This window comes from Acidovorax sp. SUPP2825, assembly GCF_030158995.1.
In the GTDB taxonomy this organism is placed as follows: domain Bacteria; phylum Pseudomonadota; class Gammaproteobacteria; order Burkholderiales; family Burkholderiaceae_C; genus Paracidovorax.
Genome location: NZ_BQXK01000008.1, coordinates 55,286 through 71,818 on the forward strand (window position 1 = coordinate 55,286; position 16,533 = coordinate 71,818).

A 16,533-nucleotide genomic window follows, 5' to 3' on the forward strand; every position below is an offset into this window, starting at 1 on the left:
CAAGCGTTGAAGGCGGCGCATCGAGAGGGCGAGAGGGCGCGGGAGCGGTGGCCTCGACAGGCTGGGTACGAACGGGCCTCACGCCAAAGCCCACGTTAAGGCTCAGTCGGCTTTGAGCCGTCCCTGCTTGACCATTCGCGTGGCCAAAGCGACTTCGCCACTCACCAGCCGTTGCAGCGCAGCCCCACCCTCCCCCACCGGCTCGCTGCCCAGATCCCGGATCACGTTGGTGAACTCCGGCTGGGCCACCGATTTGGTCATCCATTCATGCAGGCTGGCAACGCTGGCGGAAGGCGTCGCCTTGGGCACGAAGACCCCGACGAAGGTGGTCGCATCGAACACCGGCAAGCCCAGCTGGGCCTGCGTCGGCACGCTCGCGAGCAGCCCGCCCGCCTGCGGACCCAGCACCATCAGTGCGCGGAGCGCGCCACCCTTGATGTGCGGGGTGGAGCTGGTGATCTGATCGATCACCGCGTCGATCTGGCCCCCCATCAGGTCCACCAACGCCGGCCCCGATCCTTTGTAGGGCACTGCATTGACCTGGGCCTGGGCGGAATCCTCGAACTGGAGCAACGCCAGGTGGTTGGGAGAGCCCGGCCCCGCGTGGCCGACCGTCACGCCCTGGCTCGTGGACTTCACGGCCTTGATGAAATCCGCCGCGGTCTTGAACCGTGGGTCGTTGGCACGCACGACCACGACGACCGGTGTGCGGCTGAGCACCGCCACCGGCACCAGGCTGTCGGCCTTGTACGGCGTTTTGATGATTTCCGGAAGGGTGCCCAACTGCCCGGGCGTTGCCACCAGCAAGGTGTGCCCGTCGGCCTCGGCCCGCACCACCGTGCTCGTTCCGACGGCGCCCCCGCCGCCCGCGCGGTTGTCCACGATCACGGACTGCCCGACCCACTTGGTCAACGGCACGCCCAGCGAGCGCGCGACGATGTCCACATTCCCTCCGGGCGCGAAGGGCACCACCAGCGTGATCGGCTTCCAGGGAAAGCGGTTCTGGGCCCCGGCCGGGAAGGCCATGGAACATGCCGCGAGCGATGCGGCGCCTTGCAAGAAGCCTCTGCGGCTGGTTGGTGGATTGAACATGCATGTCTCCTTTTAGAAAAATCAGTCTTCCCAATAAAGCCGGGTCGGGTTGTCGACCAGCGCCTTGCGCCTGATTTCCTCGGGAAACCAGTGGGTGATGAGGCTCGCCAGTTCCGCGCTGGCGATGGACGTGGCGTCAATGCCGGGGTGGGGCCAGTCCGATCCCCAGACGATGCGGTGGGGATTGGCCTGCACCAGGCTGTGTGCCAGCGGCAGCACGGCAGGGTCCACGCCGGATGCCGCCGCGGAGATCCGGTAGGCGCCCGAGAACTTGACCCAGGCGCACCCTTCCCGCATCAGGCTCCGCAGGCTTCGGACGCCCCGGCTGTCGATGTCGCTGCAGTCCGAGGGGTGGCCGAAATGGTCCACCACCACGGTCGTGCCACTCTCGGCAAGGCCCTGGACGAGGCGAATGTCTTCATCGATGTCGACGAGCAACTGGATGTGCCAACCCAGCCCTTTCACCCGATCGGCAATCGACTGCACGCTGGCGATCGAAACGCCCCCGCTGAACAGCGCATTGCATCGAGCCCCCCGCACGCCCAGCCGGTGAAGTTCCTCCATCTCGGTGTCCGGTGTGTCCTCGAAGATCACGGCCACGCCGCGCATGCTGCCCGCGGCCGCGTCGCCCAATGTCCGCTTCAAGAGCGAGTGGTCGCGCCCATACACGCTGGGCTGCACCAGAACGCACCGGTCCATTCCCAAAGGGCGGTAGGCAGACCAGTACTGCTCGATCGTGGCGGGTGGCGGGGTGTAGGCGCGCTCGGCGATGAACGGAAATTCGCCGGGGGATCCGAAGACGTGAAGGTGCGTGTCGCACGCCCCTTTCGGAAAGACTCTTTCTGTTTCACCAGGCGGCGCCTGATGGGTTGCGCCGTGGCGGTCTGTGATGGGCATGGATTCCAAACGGTCGGGTTGAACTGCTGACCGGATTGTTTTTGCCGCAGGGGTGGTTAGTCAAATTCATTACCATCATCATCAAGATGAACAACATTCACCTCCCTGACCAGCAGGACCGCGCGGTCATCAACCTTCGCAAAATCGATCTCAACCTGCTGGTGATGTTCGAGGCGCTGGTGGAGGAGCGCAGCGTGGCCAAGGCGGCGGCCCGGCTCAACCTGACCTCTTCCGCCGTCAGCCACGCACTGCGGCGCCTGCGCGAGCAGTTCAATGACCCGCTGATGCTGCGCACGGCAGAGGGCATGGTTCCCACCCCGGAAGCCGTTCGCCTGGCGACGCGTTTCCGCAAGGCTTTCAGCGAAATCGAAAACGCCATCGGCGTGGCCGGCGCGTTCGATCCCGGCACGGCGCGCAGAACGTTTCTTCTGCGCGTGTCCGACTACGTGGGGGTCCTTTTGCTACCGCGCCTGTGCACCGAGCTGTGTTCCGTGGCGCCCGGCATCAGCCTGTCGGTGCAGTCATTCGAGATGCGCCAGCCGTCGGACCGCGTCGAATACGAAGGGGTGGAAATCAGGCTCTCGGTGTCGCGGGGGCACTCCGTTCTCTCGGCCTCGCGGCGCATCCTGGATGACCGCTGGATGGTGCTCATGAGAAAGGACCACCCTGCCGCCTCCACTCCGCTCACGCTGGAAAAGTACCTCGAACTGGGGCACCTCAAGGTGTCAGGGGTGGGCAGCAACATCCTGGACGAACTGCTGGCCGAACGCGGCCTGGCACGCCGGGTCATGGTGCAGGTGCCCACGTGGCAGGGCATGGTGCCGGTGATCGAATCCACCGACCTGATCGCAGCGATGCCGGCGCACTGGATGGACAGCGTGCTTTCCGGATCGAACTGCGTTGCCTTCCCCATGCCGTTGCCGGAGCTGGCGCTGTCCATCGACGCCGTCTGGCATCCCCGCAACGACCACGATCCGGGGCACAAGTGGTTCAGGGAACTGATCCACCGGATCTTCCAGGACGCCCACCGGAAATCCCACGTGCAGGACTGACGGCGCGCCGCGGCGCCCGGCAAAGCCCGTGCGTGGGTGAAGCGGCCGCGCTGGCCCGGGGACGACTCCCGCTCCCAGGCCCTCGCCCGGGCTCTGGGGCCTGCCTTCAGCGCTTGATGCCGAAGGCGCCGAGCATCTGCTCGGTCTGCTTTTGCATCTGCTCCTGCATCTGCGTGAAGATGGCCTGCGACTGGTCCACGTAGCTGCCCATGATGCCTTTGAACATGGGCGACTGCAGGTTCATGAACTGCGACCACATTTCGGGCGTGATGCCCTTGGACTGCTCGGCCATCTTGGCCTGGATGTCGGTGAACACCTGCACGTTCTTTTCCAGGTAGGCGCCCATGAAGCCCTGCATGGCGTGGCCGTAGAAACGGATGATGTTGGCCAGCACGGCCTCGGTGAACATGGGCGCGCCGCCGGCTTCCTCTTCCAGAATGATCTGCAGCAGGATGCTGCGCGTGAGGTCTTCGCTGGTCTTGGCATCGCGCACCACGACCTGCTCGCCCGCCATCACGAGTTGCTTGACCTCGGCCAGGGTGATGTAGGTGGAGGTGGAGGTGTCGTACAGCCGGCGGTTGGGGTACTTCTTGATGATCCTCTGCTGTGCGGTCGAGGGGGTTGGGGGGGACGTGGTTTCTGGCACAGCGGGCTCCTGGGGTGCGGGGCACCCATGATTTTGATCGTTTGCAGTGCAACCGATTTTAGGGAGCGCAGCAACGCGCCCCTTCGCAGGATTACCCTGATGCGGCTTTGCCGCCTTGATCCACGTCAATGCGAGGCGGCGCAGATCGCATAAGATTCGCCGCTGCACCATTTGCACCCCATCCTTGGAGGCCCCGTGTCCCCCCTTCGCCCTGCTCTGTTAGCGGCCCTGCTCCTGACAGCACAGGCACACGCGCAAACCGACGAACAATGGCTCACGATCCAGGGCTTTCCGGAAGACAAGACGGGTGACCTGGTGCAGATCAACCCCACGCAGATTCCCTGGCAGAACCAGTTCACCATGGAAGTGCGCGTATCGCGCAGCACCCAGCGCTCCAGCTACCGCAAGCACCCCTACCGCTCGTTCAAGGGCGTGGCCGTGATCGACTGCGGCACGCAAAAGGGGTGGTACCTGGCCCTGAACTACTACGCCGAGCCCGTGTGGCAAGGCCCCGTGACCGCGCGCGAGGAATTCAAGGAAGACGAGGCGCCGGTGTCCTTCGCCGGCATCCCCGGCGAGCCGGCGCGCAAGCTGATCACCGCGTCCTGCAAGAAGCGCTGAGCCGGCACGGTCAGCCCCGCTCAGGCCAGCCCGAACGCCGTGCGCAGCGCCCGTGCCGCATCCGCATGCGCCTGACGGGCTTCCGGGATCGCGCGGCCCATCTTGATGAACTCGTGCGTCACGCCGCGGTAGATCTCCAGATCGACCGCCACGCCAGCGGCACGCAGCTTGTCGGCATACGCCACGCCCTCGTCCACCAGCGGATCGCATTCGGCCAGCCCGATCCAGGCCGGCGCCACGCCGTCGACGTCGGGCGCGTTCAGCGGGGCGAAGCGCCAGTCGTCGCGGTCCGCGGGCCCGCGCACGTAGTGGCCGAAGAACCAGGTGATGGCGGGCTCCTCCAGCACCAGGCCGTGGGCGAACGCGGCGTGCGAGGGCGTGTCCTGGTGGGCGGTGCACCCGGGGTAGAACAGCAGCTGCAGCGCAAGCGGCAGGCCAGCATCGCGCGCCAGGATGGCATTGACGGCGGACAGCGTGCCGCCCGCGCTGTCGCCTCCGACGGCGATGCGCGCCGGGTCGGCACCCAGCGCTTGGGCCTGCGCCGCGAGCCAGGCCAGCGCATCCCACGCATCGTTGGAGGCCGTGGGAAACCGGTGCTCCGGTGCCAGCCGGTAGTCCAGCGACACCACCATGCAGCCCGCCAGGCGCGAAAGCTCCCGGCACAGCACGTCGTGCGTGGCCACGCTGCCGATGGTGAAGCCGCCGCCGTGCAGGTACAGCAGCACCGGCAGCGGCGCACCGCGCGTGGGGGCGTACAGGCGGGCCGGCAAGGCGTGGCCGTCGCGGGCGGGGATGTGCAGGTCTTCCACGCGTTCGAGGGCGGCCTTGGGCACTTCGAGCACGCCGGCGCCGGCCTCGTAGGCGGCGCGGGCCTCGGCCGGGGGCAGCGTGTGCAGGGGCGGCCTGCCGGCGCGCTCCATGCGGTCGATGACGCTGCGCATCTGCGGGGTGAGCCGGGCGGGGGATGGGGCGGAAGGTGTCACGGTCGCGGGCCACCCCGCGGGGCGGCAAAGAAGGGGCCAAAAGGACAAGTGCCCGATCATCCCGCAACTCGGCCTTGGCCCATGCCGGGCCGGGTTATTCACCCCCCGGCAGCGTTCCCGGCGCTCGCTCAACGGCAGCGCATCAACGGAACGTCACGCGCACCGGCGCTGCACCCGGCAACCCGTCGAACGTGGCGGTGACCTCCAGCCCCGGCCGCGGCGGCAGCAGCGCGGAGAACGACCCCAGGCTCACGAGATCGCCCGGCTGCAGGGTGATGTCCTCCTTGGCCAGCGCCTCGGCCAGCCAGACGACGGCGTTGAGCGGGTGGCCCAGGATGTCGCTGCCCCTGCCGCCGCCCAGCCGAGCGCCCTGGCCATCGGTGAGCGTCACCGCCATGTTCTGGAGCGCGTCCACCATCGCATAGCGCTCCGCGCGCAGGCGCGGCACGGCGATGGGGGCGCCAGCCACGCCCAGCCGCGCCCCCACGTTGATGGCTGCCACGCCGGCCCCGTTGAGTTGGGGCGGCGCCTGCACCAGCAGGTCGGGCAGCTCGATGAAGGGGATGACCTGATCGATGTGCTCCAGCACCTCCATCGGCGTGCGCGCATGGTTGATGGCGGCGCTCTTCACGCGCACCAGCATGTCGGCCTCGAACAGCGGGCGGGCGCCGAACGCCGCATCCACCACGGCGCCGTCGCGCAGCACCATGCCTTCGTACAGCTTGCCCCACACCGGCTTGTCGGTGCCGAAGCGCTTTTGCACCGCAGGGTTGGTCAGCCCCGCCTTGTAGCCCACCACCCGGCCCAGGCGGTGCGCCAGCAAGGCATTGAACTTGGCACGCGTGCAGGCGGCATCGGCATCGCTCAAGGCGGGCAGGTTGGCCGCAGGGGTCCTGCCCGAATAGTGGGCGGCCAGTTCGGCCACCTGGACGTCGCTCAGGCATTCGGCCTGGGCGGTTGTCGCACAGGCGACCGCCAGCACGGCGGCGATGAGGGTTTGCTGCATGGCCATGGAAGGCTCCCGGTTGTAGATTGGCTGGCCGGCATGCTAACCACAACCGCGCCCTGGGCGCATCCTCGCAATCCACCATGGCCTTCATCTACTACGTCACCCAGATCCAGTTCGAATTCGGCGCCATCCAGCTCCTGAAACAGGAGTGCGACCGCGTGGGCATCACGCGCCCGCTCGTGGTGACCGACCCCGGCGTGAAAGCCGCCGGCGTGCTGCAGCACGCGCTGGATGCACTGGCCGGCGTGCCCGTGGCCGTGTTCGACCAGACGCCCTCCAACCCCACCGAAGCGGCCGTGCGCGCCGCCGTGCAGGTGTACCGCGACCACGGTTGCGACGGCCTCATCGCAGTGGGCGGCGGCTCGGCCATCGACTGCGCCAAGGGCATCGCCATCGCGGCCACGCACGAAGGGCCGCTCACGTACTACGCCACCATCGAGGGCGGCTCGCCCCGCATCACCGAGCGCGCCGTGCCGCTGATCGCCGTGCCCACCACCGCCGGCACCGGCAGCGAGGTGGCGCGCGGCGCGATCATCATCGTGGACGACCACCGCAAGCTCGGCTTTCACTCGTGGCACCTGGTGCCCAAGACAGCCATCTGCGACCCGGGCCTGACCCTGGGCCTGCCGCCCGCGCTGACGGCCGCCACCGGCATGGACGCGATCGCGCACTGCATGGAGACCTTCATGTCCTCTGCCTTCAACCCACCGGCCGACGGCATCGCGCTGGAAGGTCTCACGCGCGGCTGGGCACACATCGAACGCGCCACGCGCGACGGCAGCGACCGCGAGGCCCGCCTGAACATGATGAGCGCGAGCATGCAAGGCGCGATGGCGTTCCAGAAAGGGCTGGGCTGCGTGCATTCGCTGAGCCACAGCCTGGGCGGCGTGAACCCGCGGCTGCACCACGGCACGCTGAACGCGGTGTTCCTGCCCGCCGTGGTGCGCTTCAACGCGAAGGACCCCGCCGTGCAGAAAGACCGGCGCCTGGAACGCATGGCCCACGCCATGGGGCTGGCGTCCGCGGGCGACATCCCCGAGGCCATCCGCGACATGAGCGCGCGGCTGGGGCTGCCCACGGGCCTGGCCGCGATGGGCGTGACCGAAGCGCTGTTCGGCGACGTGATCGAAGGCGCCATGGCCGACCACTGCCACAAGACCAACCCGCGCGAGGCCAGCGTGGACGACTACCGGGCGATGCTCGCCGAATCGATGTGAGCGTTGCGGCCGCGGCGGCCCGCCCTCAAAGCGGCAAGACCGCCGCCGGATCGGGCCTGCGCAGCCATTCGGCGAACTCGTCGGCCAACTGGCGGCTGGCCGACGTGGCCGCGCTCCAGGCGCGCACGCGGGCGGCCAGGTCGCTGCCGTAGTGCAGAAAATCGTTGCGATCGGGCAGCTTGGCGTTCGGCAGCGTGCGCACCCAGTCGGGGTGCGGCGACAGCACCACCATGCGGTCCAGCGCGGGCGTGGCGCGGTGGCGCCAGCGCAGGCCCTTGTCCAGCCAGCCGGGCACCACGCTCTGCTGGAAGTGCGGGTACAGCACCAAGGCGCCAGGGGGATCTGAACGTTTTTGGCCTCCAGCACAATCAACACTAGGGCATGTCGCTATATTTTTTATAGCATCCATCCGCTCGATGTCCGCCAGCGGCCGGTAGCGCAGATGCAGGTGGTAGTCGGTCAGGCCACCATCCCAGTAGGCACCGGCCGGCGCGCCCGGAATGTCGTGCACCGCCTGCAGCACGAAGGGGATGGAGCAGCTGGCCTGCAGCGCCGGCAGGAAGTTGGCCCCGGTCAGCGCCACCTGCCGCGTGGGGTAGTCGGCGGTGGCGAACGGCAGCGGCGCCATGGCGGCGCCGGGGGCATCGCCGGCCGGGCTGGAGAACACCACCCGCTCCAGCCACCACCCCAGCGCGCGGCGGTGCACCGCGTTGGCGGCGAACGCGCCCAGGTAGCCGAGCGGTGTGGCCAGCCGGCGTTCACGCGAGAGCAGGTGCCGCCCCCGCGACGTCACGATGTGCAGCCGCCAGCGCGGGTGCGCGAGCAACGGCCCCACCTGCGCACCGTAGAAGTCGCGCAGCCCCTGCCCGAACTGCGCGCTCACCTGCGCAGCCGTGGGGCGCTGGCGGCCGGGCGGCGGCGCGTAGTGCTGGTGGATGTAGGCGTGCTCCAGCCGCTCCAGCGCGGCCACGGGCGAGTCCAGGCAGGCAGAGGCCATGCGCCAGGCGCCGATCGAGGCGCCCACCAGATGCACCGGCTGGGTGGAGCCTTGCAGCCAGTGCCCGAACACGAAGCGGTCCAGCGGCCCGAGGACCAGCCCCTTGGGGCCGCCAGCCGCGGCCGGGATCACGCCGATGTCGGCGGGCTGCAGGCCGTGCCGGGCGATGTGCGCCCGCGCCAGCGGCCCCGCGTGGATGCGCAGCGCCTTCATCGGCCGGGGCACCGGCGCGCCGCGGCGTTCACACGTAGTCGCCCGGGTCGGGGCGCACGGTCCAGTCGATCGGGTCCTGCTGCAGCACCATGTCGATATCGAGTCCCAGCGCCAGTCCGACCTCGCCGGGAAAGGACACTGCCAACTCCTTCTCGCCCAGCGCCGCCTCGCGGGCCCGCACGCGCCAGGCGGCCAGGTGCAGCACGCCGGCGAGCGGCTCGTACACGCTGTTCTCGAACGGCGCGCTCTGGTACTGCAAGGCATCCACCACCACCTGCGGCAACTGCCAGCGGCGCGCCATGCCGGCACTCACCTGCGAATAGCAGTAGCCCAGCAGCCGCTGCTCCAGCTTGGAGCGGCGCGGATCGAAGGGGCCGACCAGCCGGTTGATGGCCTGCACGCGGTCCGGGTTGCCCAGGTGCAGCAGCAACTCGCCCACGCCGTGGAGCAGGCCCGCGGTGTATGCCGCGATCTGGTTGTGGTGCACGCTGCCGGCCAGCGACCGCGCCAGCTTGGCCGTGTGCAGGCTGTAGCGCCAGAACTGCTGCAGGTTGACGCCCGGCACCGACCGCGAGGTCGTGCCCAGCGGCGCGGACGCCACCAGCGTGCGCAGCTGCTGCACACCCAGCAGCGACAGCGCCTCGGGAATGCCGCTGATCTGCTGCTGGGCCTGGAACGTGGGGGAGTTGGCCTCTTCCAGCAGCCGCGCGGCCATGGCCGGGTCGGTGCCGAAGAGCTGGGTGACGCGGCGCAGGTTGGGCTCGGGCGCCGCCAGCTCGTTCATCAGCAGCGCCACCGCGCGGGGCACGCTCGGCAGCGCGACGGGAATCCCCAGCAGGGCGATGAGCTCCATGGAACGGCCGGAAGTAAGGGTCCGGCGATTATCCACGCAACTTTTACCGCTTATTACCTTGCAGCTTGGCGAAGGCCGAGGCCATGGCCGACGGGGGCGCGGGCTCGCTGCTGCGGCGCGGTGCCGCATGCTGGCCCCGCCCCGCCCCTTCGAACCGGTTGTCGCGGGGCGCACCCCGGTCGCCGCCGCTGCGCGGGGGCGCTGCATCGAGCTTCATGGACAGGCCGATGCGCTTGCGCTCCACGTCCACCTCCATGACCTTCACCTTCACGATGTCGCCGGTCTTGACCACCTCGCGCGCATCGTTGACGAACTTGTGGCTCAGCTGGCTCACGTGGACCAGGCCGTCCTGGTGCACGCCCAGGTCGATGAAGGCGCCGAACTGCGCCACGTTGCTCACTGTGCCCTCCAGGACCATGCCTTCCTTGAGGTCCTTGATGTCCTCCACGCCGTCGTTGAAGCGCGCCACCTTGAAGTCCGGGCGCGGGTCGCGGCCGGGCTTTTCCAGCTCGCCCAGGATGTCCTTGACCGTGATGACGCCGAACTTCTCGTTGGCGAACAGCTCGGGCTTGAGCGTCTTGAGCATGTCGGCGCGGCCCATGATCTCGGCCACCGGCTTGCCGGTCTTTTGCATGATCTGCTCGACCACGGGGTACGTCTCGGGGTGCACGCCCGTCATGTCCAGCGGGTTCTCGCCGCCGCGGATGCGCAGGAAGCCCGCGCTCTGCTCGAAGGTCTTGGCGCCCAGGCCCGACACCTCCATGAGCTGGCGGCGGCTCTTGAACGCGCCGTTGGCCTCGCGCCAGCGCACCACGGCCTTGGCCACGCTGCCCGACAGGCCCGACACGCGGCTGAGCAGGGGCACGCTGGCCGTGTTCAGGTCCACGCCCACCGAGTTCACGCAGTCCTCCACCACCGTGCCCAGGGTGCGGGCCAGCTCGCTCTGGTTCACGTCGTGCTGGTACTGGCCCACGCCGATGCTCTTGGGGTCGATCTTGACCAGCTCGGCCAGCGGGTCCTGCAAGCGCCGCGCGATGGAGGCGGCGCCGCGCAGGCTCACGTCCACGTCGGGCATTTCCTGCGAGGCGTATTCGCTGGCGGAATAGACGGAGGCGCCGGCCTCGCTCACCACCACCTTCTCGATGGCGCGCTCGGCCTTGGCGGCCAGCTTGATGAGGTCGGCGGCCAGCTTGTCGGTTTCGCGGCTGGCGGTGCCGTTGCCGATGGCGATCAGGTTCACGCCGTGCTTTTCGACCAGCTTGGCCAGCGTGTGCAGCGAGCCTTCCCAGTCGCGGCGCGGCTCGTGCGGGAACACGGTGGCGGTCTCCACCAGCTTGCCGGTCGCATCCACTACCGCCACCTTCACGCCGGTGCGGATGCCGGGGTCCAGCCCCATCACCACGCGCGGGCCGGCGGGCGCGGCCAGCAGCAGGTCGCGCAGGTTGTCGGCGAAGACCTTGATGGCGACCTTCTCGGCCTCGTCGCGCAGGCGGGCGAACAGGTCGCGCTCGGTGGAAAGGCTCAGCTTCACGCGCCAGGCCCAGCCCACGCATTTGCGCAGCAGGTCGTCGGCCGCGCGGCCGGCATGGCTCCAGCCCAGGTGCAGGGCGATCTTGCCCTCGGCGATGCTGGGCTTTCCGGGCTCTGGCTCGACGGGCAGGACCAGCTTGGCCTCCAGGATTTCGAGCGCCCGGCCGCGGAACACGGCCAGCGCGCGGTGCGAGGGCACGCGGCCGATGGGCTCGTCGTACTCGAAGTAGTCGCGGAATTTCGAGACCTCGGGATCGGCCTCATTCTTGCCCTCGACCTTCTTGCTGCGCAGCAGGCCCTCGGCCCACAGCCATTCGCGCAGCGACTGCACCAGCACGGCGTCTTCGGCCCAGCGCTCGGAAAGGATGTCGCGCACACCGTCGAGCACGGCCGGCACGGTGGAAAAGTCGGCACCCGGCTTGCCATCGTCCAGCACCTCGGGGGGGCGGGTGAACGCGGCGGCCTCGGCGGCCGGGTCCAGCGTGGGGTCGACGAAGAGCTTGTCGGCCAGCGGCTCGATGCCGAACTCGCGGGCGATCTGGCCCTTGGTGCGGCGCTTTTGCTTGAAGGGCAGGTAGAGGTCTTCCAGCTCCTGCTTGGTCGGTGCGCCCGCGATGGCGGCGCGCAGCGCATCGGTCAGCTTGCCCTGCTCGTCGATGGCCTTGAGCACCGCGGCGCGGCGGTCTTCCAGCTCGCGCAGGTACGACAGGCGGGCCTCCAGCTCGCGCAGCTGGATGTCGTCCAGCCCACCGGTCACTTCCTTGCGGTAGCGCGCGATGAAGGGCACCGTGGCGCCCCCATCCAGCAACTCGACGGCGGAGGCCACCTGCTGCTCGGTGACCCGGATTTCTGCGGCAATCTGCCGGATGATCTTCTGCATGCTGAAAACGCGCCCGAGGGCTCGGCTTTGGAAAAGCGGGCGAGTGTGCCACAGGCCTTCCCGGCCCTTGTTTCAGTCCGCACCGCCCCCCTGCCCCGTGCCTTGCGTGGCGGCCCGGCCGGCACCGGGCGACATTCCATCCCAGGGAAGACCTGTAGGCGCGGCAGCCCGGTGCGCTTGTACGATCCCCAGGCACTCCCATCGCCCGCCCAGGACCGGGTGGCGATGGCGACCACCGCTGCATGGAATGCCCCTTGCATCAGGAAAGCCCGGGCCTCCGCTTTCCGTGCCTGCAAGGCGCCTTCGCACCCAGCGATGCGCACGTTCCCGGTGCATGGCACGGCAACGCGGGCCGAAGTGGGGCTGCAGGGCCCCGCGACGGCCAGGCGATGCATGGCACGGCCTGCAGCGGCCCCGGCTGGTTTTCCCCTTGGTTGATCGACGATTGAAGGACTGACGATGGCACGAATTTCCCGCACTTCCCTTCGCACCCGGCTCGGCGCCACCGCCCTGGCGGTCCTGGGCGCCTGCGCCGGCCTGCCGGCAGCGGCCCAGCAGGCGGCCACCCCCATCAAGGTGGGCATCGCGCTGGACATCTCCGGCCCGTTCGCCGCTCTGGGGGCCGAGGCGCGGGACGGCTTCGCGCTGGGCATCAAGCAGCTGGGCGGCAAGCTGGGCGGCCAGCCCGTGCAGTTCGTGCAGACCGACATGGCCGGCAGCCCCGACCAGGCCAAGCAGCTGGTGGACCGCTTCGTGCAGCGCGAGAAGATCGACCTGTTCACCGGCCCCATCGCCTCCAACGTGGCGCTGGCCGTGGCGCCCACGCTGTTCGCCGCCAAGGTGCCCTACCTGTCGAACAACGCGGGCCCCAGCCAGCTGGCAGGCGCGCAGTGCAATCCCTACTTCTTCGGCACGGCCTACCAGAACGACCAGTACCACGAGGCCGCCGGCCAGTTCGCGGCCGACCGGGGCTTCAAGCGCATGGTGCTGATCGCCCCCAACTACCCCGCCGGCAAGGACGGGATCAACGGCTTCAAGCGCAAGTTCAAGGGCACGGTGGTGGACGAGATGTACACCAAGCTCGGCCAGATCGACTACGCAACCGAGCTGGCGCAATTGCGCGCCGCCAAGCCCGAGGCCGTGTACTTCTTCCTGCCCGGCGCCATGGGCATCAACTTCATCAAGCAGTTCGTGGGCGCGGGCCTGTCCAAGGACATCACGCTGGTGACCAGCGGCTTCTCGGCCGACGAAGACGTCATCAGCGCCGTGGGCGAACCCATGCTGGGGCTGTTCAACACCTCGCACTGGGCGCACGACCTGGACAACCCGGCCAACAAGGCCTTCGTGGCCGCGTTCCGCAAGGAGTACGGCGGGCGCTACCCGTCCATCTACGCCGCGCAGGCCTTCGACGTGATCACCGCCATGGACTCGGCCGTCAAGGCCGTGGGCGGCAAGGTGGCCGACCGCGATGCATTGATCAAGGCGCTGGCCAAGGCGCAGTTTCCTTCGGTGCGCGGCAACTTCCGCTACGCCAACAACCACTACCCGGTGCAGAACTTCTACCTGCGCACCATCGGCAAGGACGCCGAAGGCCGCGTGACCAACAAGACCATCAAGACGGTGCTGGAAAACTATGGGGATGCGTTCTCTGCCCAGTGCGGTATGAAATAAGCCCCCCCCCTGAGTCGCTTCGCGCCTTCCCCCCGGAGGGGGGACGCCGCCAGCGCGGCGGGGCGGCCCTTGCGCGGCGGCTACTGGCTTGGGGCCGCGCCCGTTTTGAAAGGCAGCGCGCGTCGCTTGCGGACATGGAACCCTGAAATGACATCGAACCCCTCCTCATCCACTGGGGCTGCGCCATGAATCCGATCCTCGTCTTCGAACAACTGCTCAACGGCGCGGGCTACGGGCTCATGCTTTTCCTGATCGCGGCGGGGCTCACCCTGGTCTTCGGGATCATGGACGTGATGAACCTCTCCCACGGCTCGCTGTTCATGGTGGGCGCCTATGTGGCGGCCACGGTGCATGTGCAGAGCGGCTCGTTCGCCGTGGCGGTGCTGGTGGCCGTGGCCGTGACCGTGGCGGTGGCGGCGCTGCTGGAGGTGACGCTGATGCGCCGCCTCTACGGGCGCGACCACCTGGCCCAGGTGCTGGCCACCTTCGGCGTGATCCTCGTGGCGGACGATGCCGTGAAGATGGTGTGGGGCCCCTCCCCCGTCATGGCGCCCACGCCGGCCTGGCTCTCGGGGCCGGTGGAACTGTTCGCCGGCCTGCCCTACCCGTCGTACCGCCTGGTGGTGCTGGGCGCGGGCGTGCTGGTGGCGGGTCTGCTGTACCTGCTGGTCAACCACAGCCGCGTGGGCATGCTGGTGCGCGCGGGTGCTTCGGACCGCTGGATGGCCGAGCTGATGGGTGTGCGCGTGCGGCGCGTGTTCTGCGGCATCTTCGTGCTGGGTGCCGCCCTGGCGGCCCTCGCGGGCGCCCTCATGGGGCCGCTGATGGCGGTGCAGGTCGGCATGGGCGAATCCATCCTGATCCCCGCGCTGGTGGTGATCGTCATCGGCGGCATCGGCTCGGTGCGCGGCGCCTTCGTGGCGGCCCTGCTGGTGGGCCTGGTGGACACCATCGGCCGCGCCTTCCTGCCGCTGCTGCTGCGCGCCACCCTGCCGCCCGCCGTAGCCGCCGACTTAGGGCCGCTGTGCGCCGAGGTGGCCATGTACGCCCTGATGGCGGCGGTTCTGAGCTTTCGCCCCGCGGGGCTGTTTTCTGCCAAGGCCTGAGCGACATGTCTGCTGCCTCCCTGACTTCCTCTTCCCCGCCTCAGCGCCCTGCCGCCCCGCGCTGGCGCGGCGCGCTGCTGCCGCTGGCCCTGCTGGCGGCGCTGGCGGTGTTTCCGCTGGTGGCATCGGCCCTGGGGCTGGATTTTTACATCGGCTTCGTGCGCCGGGTGCTGGTCGTGGCCCTGGCCGCCGCCAGCCTGAACTTCATCATGGGCTTTGGCGGCATTGTGGCGCTGGGGCATGCGGGCTTCATGGGCGTGGGCGCCTACACGGTGGTGGTGCTCAGCGACGCGGGCGCCACCTCGGCCTGGGTGGTGTGGGGCGCCGCCATGGTGCTGGCCGCGCTGGCGGCTGCGCTGGTGGGGGCCATCTCGCTGCGCACCCAGGGCGTGTACTTCATCATGATCACGCTGGCCTTCGCGCAGATGCTGTACTTCGTGTTCGTCTCGCTGCGCAGCTACGGCGGGGACGACGGCTACACCCTGCCCATGCGGCCCGTGCTCGGCCTGGGCCTGGACGCCATGCACGAGCCCACCCTGTACTGGGTGGTGCTGGCGCTGGTGGCGCTGGTGCTGTGGTGGCTGGACCGGGCCACGGCCTCGCGCTTCGGCGCGGCGCTGGCGGGCATCCGCGACAACGCGACGCGCATGCGCGCGCTGGGCTATCCGGTGTACCTGCTGCAGCTGGCCTCTTTCACCCTGGCCGGCGCGGTGGCAGGCCTGGCGGGCGCGCTGCTGGCCACGGGCAACAGCTTCGTGAGCCCGGCGATGATGCACTGGACGCAGTCGGCCACGCTGATCGTGATGGTCGTCATCGGCGGCCTGGGCCGGCGCTGGGGCGGGCCGCTGGGCGCGGCCGTGTGGCTGGCGCTGGAAGAGGCGCTCAAGCTCCACACCGACTACTGGCACATGCCGCTGGGCCTGCTGCTGATCGCCACCGCGCTGTACGCGCCCAGAGGCCTGGCCGCGCTGGCGGACCTGCGCGCAAGGAGCGCGCGATGAGCCTGTTCCAAGTGCAGGGCCTGGTCAAACGCTTCGGCGGCCTGCTGGCCACCGACCACGTGGACCTGACCGTGGCGCACGGCGAGGTCCACGCCCTCATCGGCCCCAACGGCGCGGGCAAGACCACCCTGGTCCACCAGATCTCGGGCCTGCTGGCGCCCGACGCAGGCCGCGTGCTGCTCGACGGTGACGACATCACCGCCCTGCCCATGCACCGCCGCGTGGCCAAAGGGCTGTCGCGCTGCTTTCAGGTGACGCGCATCTTCCCGGCCCAGACCGTGCGCGACAACCTGCTGCTGGCCGTGCAGGCGCACAGCGGATCGAGCTTTCGCTTTCTGCAGCCGCGCTCGCAGGCGCGCGGGCTGTACGAGGCCGCCGACCGGCTGGCCGAGCGCGTGGGGCTGCAGGGCCGCATGGACGGCATTGCCGGCGCCCTGCCCCATGGCGCCCAGCGCACGCTGGACGTGGCCCTCGCCCTGGCCTGCGCGCCCAAGCTGCTGCTGCTTGACGAACCCATGGCCGGCATGGGGCCGGAGGAATCGCAGCAGATGGTGCAGCTGATCGACAGCCTGCGCCGGGACATGGCCGTGCTGCTGATCGAGCACGACATGGAGGCCGTCTTCCGCCTGGCCGACCGCATCTCGGTGCTGGTGTACGGCCGGGTGCTCACGGCCGGCACGCCCCATGAGATCCGCAGCAACGCCGAAGTGCAGGCCGTGTACCTGGGCACCGAAACCCTGGAGGCCGCACCATGAGCACGCCCAC

The 16,533-nt window shown here is 69.2% G+C and carries 15 protein-coding genes; 7 read left to right on the forward strand and 8 right to left on the reverse strand.

The annotated features are described in order from the left end of the window. Nucleotides 1–102: 102 nt before the first annotated feature. Together AVAK2825_RS11945 and AVAK2825_RS11950 are read right to left on the reverse strand one after the other, a co-directional pair. A complete protein-coding gene (locus tag AVAK2825_RS11945; RefSeq protein ID WP_284398582.1) occupies nt 103–1,092 on the reverse strand; it encodes a Bug family tripartite tricarboxylate transporter substrate binding protein in 990 nt (329 codons plus the stop codon). Nucleotides 1,093–1,113: 21 nt separating this feature from the next. Continuing rightward, nucleotides 1,114–1,989, reverse strand: a complete 876-nt coding sequence (locus AVAK2825_RS11950) for an amidohydrolase family protein (RefSeq protein WP_284398584.1) — start codon at nt 1,987–1,989, stop codon at nt 1,114–1,116. Between the two features lie 86 nt (nt 1,990–2,075). Between AVAK2825_RS11950 and AVAK2825_RS11955 the strand changes: the two genes are divergently transcribed. After that, nucleotides 2,076–3,041 (forward strand): LysR family transcriptional regulator, encoded by a 966-nt coding sequence (locus AVAK2825_RS11955; protein ID WP_284398588.1) that lies wholly within the window; start codon nt 2,076–2,078, stop codon nt 3,039–3,041. A 106-nt stretch (nt 3,042–3,147) separates the two neighbouring features. Here AVAK2825_RS11955 and phaR read toward each other — a convergent pair whose 3' ends face one another. Continuing rightward, nucleotides 3,148–3,687 (reverse strand): polyhydroxyalkanoate synthesis repressor PhaR, encoded by a 540-nt coding sequence (phaR, locus tag AVAK2825_RS11960; protein ID WP_272568591.1) that lies wholly within the window; start codon nt 3,685–3,687, stop codon nt 3,148–3,150. Nucleotides 3,688–3,882: 195 nt separating this feature from the next. On the opposite strand from phaR, the gene AVAK2825_RS11965 reads away from it, so the two are divergent. Next, nucleotides 3,883–4,308 carry a surface-adhesin E family protein gene (locus AVAK2825_RS11965; protein WP_284398593.1) on the forward strand — a complete coding sequence of 142 codons (426 nt, stop codon included), beginning with the start codon at nt 3,883–3,885 and terminating at the stop codon, nt 4,306–4,308. Nucleotides 4,309–4,328: 20 nt separating this feature from the next. Here AVAK2825_RS11965 and AVAK2825_RS11970 read toward each other — a convergent pair whose 3' ends face one another. Next, complete coding sequence (locus AVAK2825_RS11970) at nt 4,329–5,249, reverse strand: alpha/beta hydrolase (RefSeq protein WP_284399033.1); 921 nt, start codon at nt 5,247–5,249, stop codon at nt 4,329–4,331. 184 nt (nt 5,250–5,433) lie between these two features. Further along, the gene (locus AVAK2825_RS11975; protein WP_284398595.1) at nt 5,434–6,303 is read right to left on the reverse strand and encodes a 2-keto-4-pentenoate hydratase; all 870 of its coding nucleotides are present in this window, start codon (nt 6,301–6,303) and stop codon (nt 5,434–5,436) included. A gap of 77 nt (nt 6,304–6,380) precedes the next feature. Between AVAK2825_RS11975 and gbd the strand changes: the two genes are divergently transcribed. Beyond that, nucleotides 6,381–7,517, forward strand: coding sequence for a 4-hydroxybutyrate dehydrogenase (gbd, locus tag AVAK2825_RS11980; protein ID WP_284398598.1), 1,137 nt, complete (start codon nt 6,381–6,383; stop codon nt 7,515–7,517). A gap of 25 nt (nt 7,518–7,542) precedes the next feature. Here gbd and AVAK2825_RS11985 read toward each other — a convergent pair whose 3' ends face one another. From AVAK2825_RS11985 to AVAK2825_RS11995, 3 genes are read right to left on the reverse strand one after another with little or no spacing between them, the layout of a single operon-like run. Then, a complete protein-coding gene (locus AVAK2825_RS11985; RefSeq protein ID WP_284398608.1) occupies nt 7,543–8,727 on the reverse strand; it encodes a phospholipase in 1,185 nt (394 codons plus the stop codon). A gap of 28 nt (nt 8,728–8,755) precedes the next feature. Then, nucleotides 8,756–9,580: an HDOD domain-containing protein gene (locus tag AVAK2825_RS11990; RefSeq protein ID WP_272568586.1), complete on the reverse strand. Its 825-nt coding sequence runs from the start codon at nt 9,578–9,580 to the stop codon at nt 8,756–8,758. Nucleotides 9,581–9,623: 43 nt separating this feature from the next. Beyond that, a complete protein-coding gene (locus AVAK2825_RS11995) occupies nt 9,624–11,990 on the reverse strand; it encodes a Tex family protein (RefSeq protein WP_284398621.1) in 2,367 nt (788 codons plus the stop codon). A gap of 459 nt (nt 11,991–12,449) precedes the next feature. On the opposite strand from AVAK2825_RS11995, the gene AVAK2825_RS12000 reads away from it, so the two are divergent. The 4 genes from AVAK2825_RS12000 (at nt 12,450) to AVAK2825_RS12015 (ending at nt 16,523) form a co-directional block, all read left to right on the forward strand. Further along, nucleotides 12,450–13,661: an ABC transporter substrate-binding protein gene (locus tag AVAK2825_RS12000; protein ID WP_284398626.1), complete on the forward strand. Its 1,212-nt coding sequence runs from the start codon at nt 12,450–12,452 to the stop codon at nt 13,659–13,661. A gap of 185 nt (nt 13,662–13,846) precedes the next feature. After that, nucleotides 13,847–14,767 (forward strand): branched-chain amino acid ABC transporter permease, encoded by a 921-nt coding sequence (locus AVAK2825_RS12005; protein WP_284398629.1) that lies wholly within the window; start codon nt 13,847–13,849, stop codon nt 14,765–14,767. A gap of 5 nt (nt 14,768–14,772) precedes the next feature. Next, nucleotides 14,773–15,768 (forward strand): branched-chain amino acid ABC transporter permease, encoded by a 996-nt coding sequence (locus AVAK2825_RS12010; RefSeq protein WP_284398632.1) that lies wholly within the window; start codon nt 14,773–14,775, stop codon nt 15,766–15,768. Further along, nucleotides 15,765–16,523 carry an ABC transporter ATP-binding protein gene (locus AVAK2825_RS12015; protein ID WP_284398634.1) on the forward strand — a complete coding sequence of 253 codons (759 nt, stop codon included), beginning with the start codon at nt 15,765–15,767 and terminating at the stop codon, nt 16,521–16,523. Before AVAK2825_RS12010 ends, AVAK2825_RS12015 begins: the two co-directional genes overlap by 4 nt. Nucleotides 16,524–16,533: the final 10 nt, after the last annotated feature.

Excerpts from the sequence above, each read along its gene's own strand:
- AVAK2825_RS11945 (WP_284398582.1), bottom strand. The coding sequence starts at position 1,092 with ATGTTCAATCCACCAACCAGCCGCAGAGGCTTCTTGCAAGGCGCCGCA.
- AVAK2825_RS11950 (WP_284398584.1), bottom strand. The coding sequence starts at position 1,989 with ATGCCCATCACAGACCGCCACGGCGCAACCCATCAGGCGCCGCCTGGT.
- AVAK2825_RS11955 (WP_284398588.1), top strand. The coding sequence starts at position 2,076 with ATGAACAACATTCACCTCCCTGACCAGCAGGACCGCGCGGTCATCAAC.
- AVAK2825_RS11970 (WP_284399033.1), bottom strand. The coding sequence starts at position 5,249 with ATGCGCAGCGTCATCGACCGCATGGAGCGCGCCGGCAGGCCGCCCCTG.
- AVAK2825_RS11975 (WP_284398595.1), bottom strand. The coding sequence starts at position 6,303 with ATGGCCATGCAGCAAACCCTCATCGCCGCCGTGCTGGCGGTCGCCTGT.
- gbd (WP_284398598.1), top strand. The coding sequence starts at position 6,381 with ATGGCCTTCATCTACTACGTCACCCAGATCCAGTTCGAATTCGGCGCC.
- AVAK2825_RS11985 (WP_284398608.1), bottom strand. The coding sequence starts at position 8,727 with ATGAAGGCGCTGCGCATCCACGCGGGGCCGCTGGCGCGGGCGCACATC.
- AVAK2825_RS11990 (WP_272568586.1), bottom strand. The coding sequence starts at position 9,580 with ATGGAGCTCATCGCCCTGCTGGGGATTCCCGTCGCGCTGCCGAGCGTG.
- AVAK2825_RS11995 (WP_284398621.1), bottom strand. The coding sequence starts at position 11,990 with ATGCAGAAGATCATCCGGCAGATTGCCGCAGAAATCCGGGTCACCGAG.
- AVAK2825_RS12000 (WP_284398626.1), top strand. The coding sequence starts at position 12,450 with ATGGCACGAATTTCCCGCACTTCCCTTCGCACCCGGCTCGGCGCCACC.
- AVAK2825_RS12005 (WP_284398629.1), top strand. The coding sequence starts at position 13,847 with ATGAATCCGATCCTCGTCTTCGAACAACTGCTCAACGGCGCGGGCTAC.
- AVAK2825_RS12010 (WP_284398632.1), top strand. The coding sequence starts at position 14,773 with ATGTCTGCTGCCTCCCTGACTTCCTCTTCCCCGCCTCAGCGCCCTGCC.
- AVAK2825_RS12015 (WP_284398634.1), top strand. The coding sequence starts at position 15,765 with ATGAGCCTGTTCCAAGTGCAGGGCCTGGTCAAACGCTTCGGCGGCCTG.